We start from the raw sequence: 5066 nt of genomic DNA, 5'->3' as shown, positions 1-5066 counted from the left end.
TCGAGTATTAAAGGACGAACCAAAGTGAATCATATGGCAGATAAAAAGATGAAATCAATATTACAAATGTGTGCTTTAGTTGCCGTAAAACATGATCCGCAACTCAAAGAATATTATGAAAGAAAAAAAGGTGAAGGTAAGAACGCAATGCTGGTTTTAAACAATGTAAAATGTAAAATTATTGGTCGTGTTTTTTCTGTAATTAACAGACAAACTCCCTATATAAATACACATAAATTTGCCTGTTAAATTTTAAATATTTTCTTGTTTTTTACCATAGAATGCGCTAACGATTGTGGAATATCGGCGCGATCGGGTTTGCTACCCAAGCGATAGCTGTTGTGTACTGTTTTATTTTTTTAATCCATACATTCTTCACAATAAATCATTTTTTCTAGTTGTAACCAACCGATAGATTTTTGCCCTTTACTATTCAAAAATCTAACATAACCAAAACCATTTTCAATTTTAGAAACATAAACAGTATCTTTTGTACTGAAATATGCTTTTTTTTCTGTGGAAAAATCTGGTTCTTCATAAAAGTGAACCAAGTTTGAATTATCAGCATCAACAATATAATTACCTAATATGGTATCGTTTTCCATAATTCCGATTGTATCGTCTTCGCTTTCTAATTGATTGCTATTACTATTTCGATTATAAAAGTAAATTAGTAAAAGTGCAACACAAATACTACCTATCGTGTAAAATATCATATTTTTAAAAAAACTTTTGCTTTTTTCAAACTCAATTTTATCATTAATAGTTTGCTTTTGTTGATCTTCACTCTTTCTTTTTTCGATATTTAAAAGTTCCTGTTTTTTTAAATTAAATTCTTGTTCGGTTATAGTACCATTTTTATGTAGTTCGTGCCAATCTTGGATTATTTCATAAATTGTTTTTCCCATGTTGTTATGCTAAAATTTGATTTTTTTGTTGAATAAATTCTTCTTGAGTTAAAATCCCATCATCTAATAATTGTTTTAATTTTTGTAGATTATGAATTTTTTCTTGATGAGAATTTAAGTTTGTAATGTCTATTTGTTCGGGCTTCATTCCTTGACTTGACAAAGCTTTGAATTCATTTCTTGGTTCGATTGAGGAATTATTATTAACAACAATTGTTTGTGGTTTATTATCACTTGTTACGCTCCAAATTAATGCGACAATCCAACCAATAAAAGTCCAACCTAAGAATAAATTAAGTAACAAAATTGCAAATGTGTTTGATTTTCCACGCAACATTGCAATTATTGTGGGAAGAAAATAAGAAATCAAACTTATAATAATTACGATTGCACTTAAACCTACTATATATTCTAACATAATTTTTGTTTTTTGCTTACTCTTTCAAAATGCAGTTTTCAGCTTTCCTGTTTTTGAATTGTTATTTTTCTGATTTCTGTCATAACGTAGACTCCAATGTATCCTTGCTACAAGTTGTTTGGGGTTAAATGAAGCTTTCTCTTCAAATTTACCAAATCATCCCAAATACAAAATCATCTTTTAATTAAGCCTAATCCCGCCATATTGCCAAACTACGGTTGACAAAAGTTTTTTATATTACTAAATTCATATCAATCTTATATCCACTATTCCTTAATTCCTTGGCAAGGCTGAGTTTCCATTCTTCTGAAGTAGATATGTAAACAACTCCTGAAATGTCATTTGGTTTTTCGATATTACCTTTAACCAGAGCGCAAACGTTTCGTCTTCCAATCTTTCCAATAAGATAACCATGTTCAAACACAACATTTTGTCTAGCTCTATCCTTTAAATTTGGTTTTTCTTCTTTTTTAGCTCCGATATCGCAAGGTGTATATAAAACAATACCAAAACCAACATTAGAATTTTCTTCTATTTTCTCAATAATAGTGTTTCCAGAACTTGCTTGTTCGTGAAGAATTATTGCATCAAGATCTAATTTTTCTACAAATCTTGCAACTTCATTTTTTAATAAATCATCGTGACCATGTACAATGAAGACCTTCGTTAAATCAAGTTCTTTAGTCGAAATTTGTGCTTTTTTGCCTTTAGGACTAATTCTCAAACAAGAGGATAAAGCACTAACAATTTTAGTTATTTCTCTTTCAAAATCTTCCTTTTCATAACCGTTTAAATGTCGAATATCAACTCTTTCATAAATTTTCCAAGGTGAACTTTCTCTTCCGTAGTAATTCAAAATTAAATCTTCACACTCAGCCACCCAAGATTGCAATTGTACACCAGCTTTACTGTAAATCCCATACTCAGAATTATAACAGTTATTATGAAAACTGTGTTGTTCAGATTCTTTAATTAATTCTTCAATTTTTTCTTTCATTCGTTTTTTAGAAATTATGTCCAACTTAAAATAAGTAACGACAAACCTTCACATACACCTAAATATAGGCACATTGGCGAAGTCTTGTTTCGTTTTATGTTTTCCAAATATATTAAAATTTTCTTACAATTTAGTAAAATAAACGGCGCGTCATTGGAATGCATTGCGTGAAGGATGGCAGCGAAAATCCTTTATGTTTTTTCTTTAAAAACATAAAGATTGCAGCGAACAGCCCGACCCAAAGTGGCTAGGAGGAACGACGAAGCAACTTTGGCTAAAATGAATGGTGTTCCAGTGAGAGTGTTATACAGTTTACCAATAACGATACAATCTGGCAAGTCTTAAAAAACAACAAAATCCGCTTCTTAGTGTAAAGGAGCGGATTTGTTAATTTAAAGTTTCGCAGCTACCCTAGCAAGGGCTCGGGTTTATGATTTGTAGACATTTGCTGTACTATTTGTATTGTTTGCTCAATGTTATGGGCACAGTTTACAAAACTGCGCTAACGATTGTGGTATATCGGTGCGATCGGGGTTTGTTAAAATAAAGTTTCGCAGCTACAAGGTTTGGGATTAAATTAAATATTTCCCAATTCTCATGTAACAATTGCTAATGGGTGGTATTCTTCTTAAATACCTTTCCAATTCTTGTAAAAATATTTCTTTTTTTATATTTGACAATAACAACTTCTCCCATTAAAACATTACTTACAATCATTTCTATTTTTAAGTGATTCTTTGTTGTAGAAAGTTTTACTTCTTTCGTTTCCATTCCTATATAATTAAATACAAGAGTAACTTCATCTCTAAAATCTTCCAATGGAATTTTGATTTTAAAATCTCCATCAAAATTTGATTGTACACTGTTTTTTGTACTTTTTTGAACAATGTTAACTCCCTGAATGGAATAGCTATTCTCATTGCCAGTTGTAGCTTTCCCAATTATTTTACCGTAAAACTCAACAAATTCATCGGAACTTTTTTGTTTAAGTTCATCATCTGATTTACTCTCAACAATTTCCATTTTTGACTTTCCATTTTGTGAATAGACAGGAGTTGACAACAACAAAGATGAAAAACCAAGGAACAATCCAAGTTGATAAAGTGGATTTGTTTTTGTTGCTTTTAATTCTATGTTAATTTGATAGGGTGAAAACCTTCCACAAATTTTCTCATCATTATTTAAACTTTTAAAAAGTTGATTATTGGAATAATATTGATAATTAATTACTTCCTTTTTACAATTCGAACAAAACTTACCTCTCTCTGTCGGAGTCATTGTGTTCCAATTTTCGGTACAAGGATTTGGTATTTGAATTGTATATTTCGTCATCTTGCTTAGTGTGTTTCTAGACTTACTTGCTACTAAATTCTTTTCGCTTGCGGGGACTGAAGATTAAAGATATGAGATTTTACATTATGCATAGTTTACCAAATATAAAATCATATTTAAATTATACCCAAACTCGCCATATTACCAAACGACAGTTGGGCGATGCATTTTTTAATTCTCTAATCTTGTGTAATATAATTCAGAATTTCCACAAACAATTTCTGTCCTCCCATCTTTATTTTTTTCTCCTGTATTCATTTGCCTTAATTGAGAATTATTTTTGTCTATTCCAAGCCACCAAATTTGATTGTCTGAAAATAAAAATTCATTTGAGTAATTATCTTCATTTACTGTTGATAAAAAAATTAAATCTTCAGATTTTATTTTTTTTAATTCTTTAGTTATTTTATTTTCTTCAAAAAAAATAAGTTTATTTTTATCAATAATTAATATTCGATTAATTAATGAATCTTTATAGTTTTCGAACCCCCAATTTGAACCAATTTTATTGAGTTTCCATTTACCAATAATACTTTCTATGTATTTTTTTCTCGGTAGTGATTTTAAAGAATCTGATTTTATTTTAGCTCTTTTTCCCAAATCATTATTTGGGTTTATTTCATAAACATAGGTGTAAAATCCTATTGCACTCGCATTATCTGATTTATTAAGAGATTCTTGTGCTTCTTTTAAATATATTTTTTGATTTTTTGAATGATTTGATTTTTGCGACCAAATTAGGCTAAAGCTAAATAAAAATATGATTAAAATATATTTTTTCATTTGTACTAATTCTTCGGTTTTGTAATGTATCACCCACCAGTATGCAGATAATATCTTTTGCTTATCTCCCTTCATCTTTCCAAATATACTCAATATTTCTTACGAATTTTAAAAAAATCAGCAACTAAAAAGCCGTACGTGTTTTAAACTTATGTCCAAAATGGATACCCGATAAAATGGACGGTGTCCCTGTTAGAGTGTTATACAGTTTACCAATAACGATACAATCTGGCAAGTCTTAATAAAAATAAAATCCGCTTCTTAGTGTAAAGGAGCTGATTTGTTAATTTAAAGTTTCGCAGCTACCCTAGCAAGGGCTCGCGTTTATGATTTGTAGACATTTGCTGTACTATTTGTATTGTTTGCTCATTATTGTGGGCACAGTTTACAAAACTGCCTTTACTTTGTATTTGACAAAAAAACATTAAATTTATTCAAAGGAAAACAGAGGTGAACTATCAAATCCGCCAAGTTTGTGACTTATTTAGCGCATTAGTCCTCTGTCTTCTCCTTGAATCCCGTTGAATTGCTTCAAATAGAATGATAGACATCAAGGTCTAATAAAGGCTCTAAAGAAGTTCAACATTTTTGTTTATCCTAAATTCAAAGTTATGAAAAACTATTTATT

General features: G+C 29.8%; 5 protein-coding genes and 1 pseudogene. 1 reads left to right on the top strand and 5 read right to left on the bottom strand.

The genetic code is table 11. The features are described from left to right. Positions 1–249 (top strand): annotated as a pseudogene (locus E0F91_RS17410) (IS110 family transposase); the annotation flags it as partial. Positions 250–359: 110 nt separating this feature from the next. Here the strand turns inward: E0F91_RS17410 and E0F91_RS17405 are convergent. From E0F91_RS17405 to E0F91_RS17385, 5 genes are all read right to left on the bottom strand, one after another. After that, positions 360–908 (bottom strand): SHOCT domain-containing protein, encoded by a 549-nt coding sequence (locus tag E0F91_RS17405; protein WP_132067622.1) that lies wholly within the window; start codon positions 906–908, stop codon positions 360–362. 4 nt (positions 909–912) lie between these two features. Continuing rightward, positions 913–1326, bottom strand: a complete 414-nt coding sequence (locus E0F91_RS17400; protein ID WP_132067621.1) for a superinfection immunity protein — start codon at positions 1324–1326, stop codon at positions 913–915. 232 nt (positions 1327–1558) lie between these two features. Beyond that, entirely contained in the window at positions 1559–2323 is a 765-nt protein-coding gene (locus E0F91_RS17395; protein WP_132067620.1) for a TIR domain-containing protein, read from the bottom strand. A 609-nt stretch (positions 2324–2932) separates the two neighbouring features. Further along, on the bottom strand, positions 2933–3655 hold the full coding sequence (locus E0F91_RS17390; RefSeq protein WP_132067619.1) for a carboxypeptidase-like regulatory domain-containing protein: 723 nt from the start codon (positions 3653–3655) through the stop codon (positions 2933–2935). A 171-nt stretch (positions 3656–3826) separates the two neighbouring features. After that, positions 3827–4513 carry a hypothetical protein gene (locus E0F91_RS17385; protein WP_132067618.1) on the bottom strand — a complete coding sequence of 229 codons (687 nt, stop codon included), beginning with the start codon at positions 4511–4513 and terminating at the stop codon, positions 3827–3829. Between the last annotated feature and the right edge of the window lie 553 nt (positions 4514–5066).

The organism is Flavobacterium sandaracinum (genome assembly GCF_004349135.1).
Taxonomy (GTDB): domain Bacteria; phylum Bacteroidota; class Bacteroidia; order Flavobacteriales; family Flavobacteriaceae; genus Flavobacterium; species Flavobacterium sandaracinum.
Note: the sequence above shows the minus strand (reverse complement) of the source record. Positions and strands in the feature narration are given on the sequence as shown.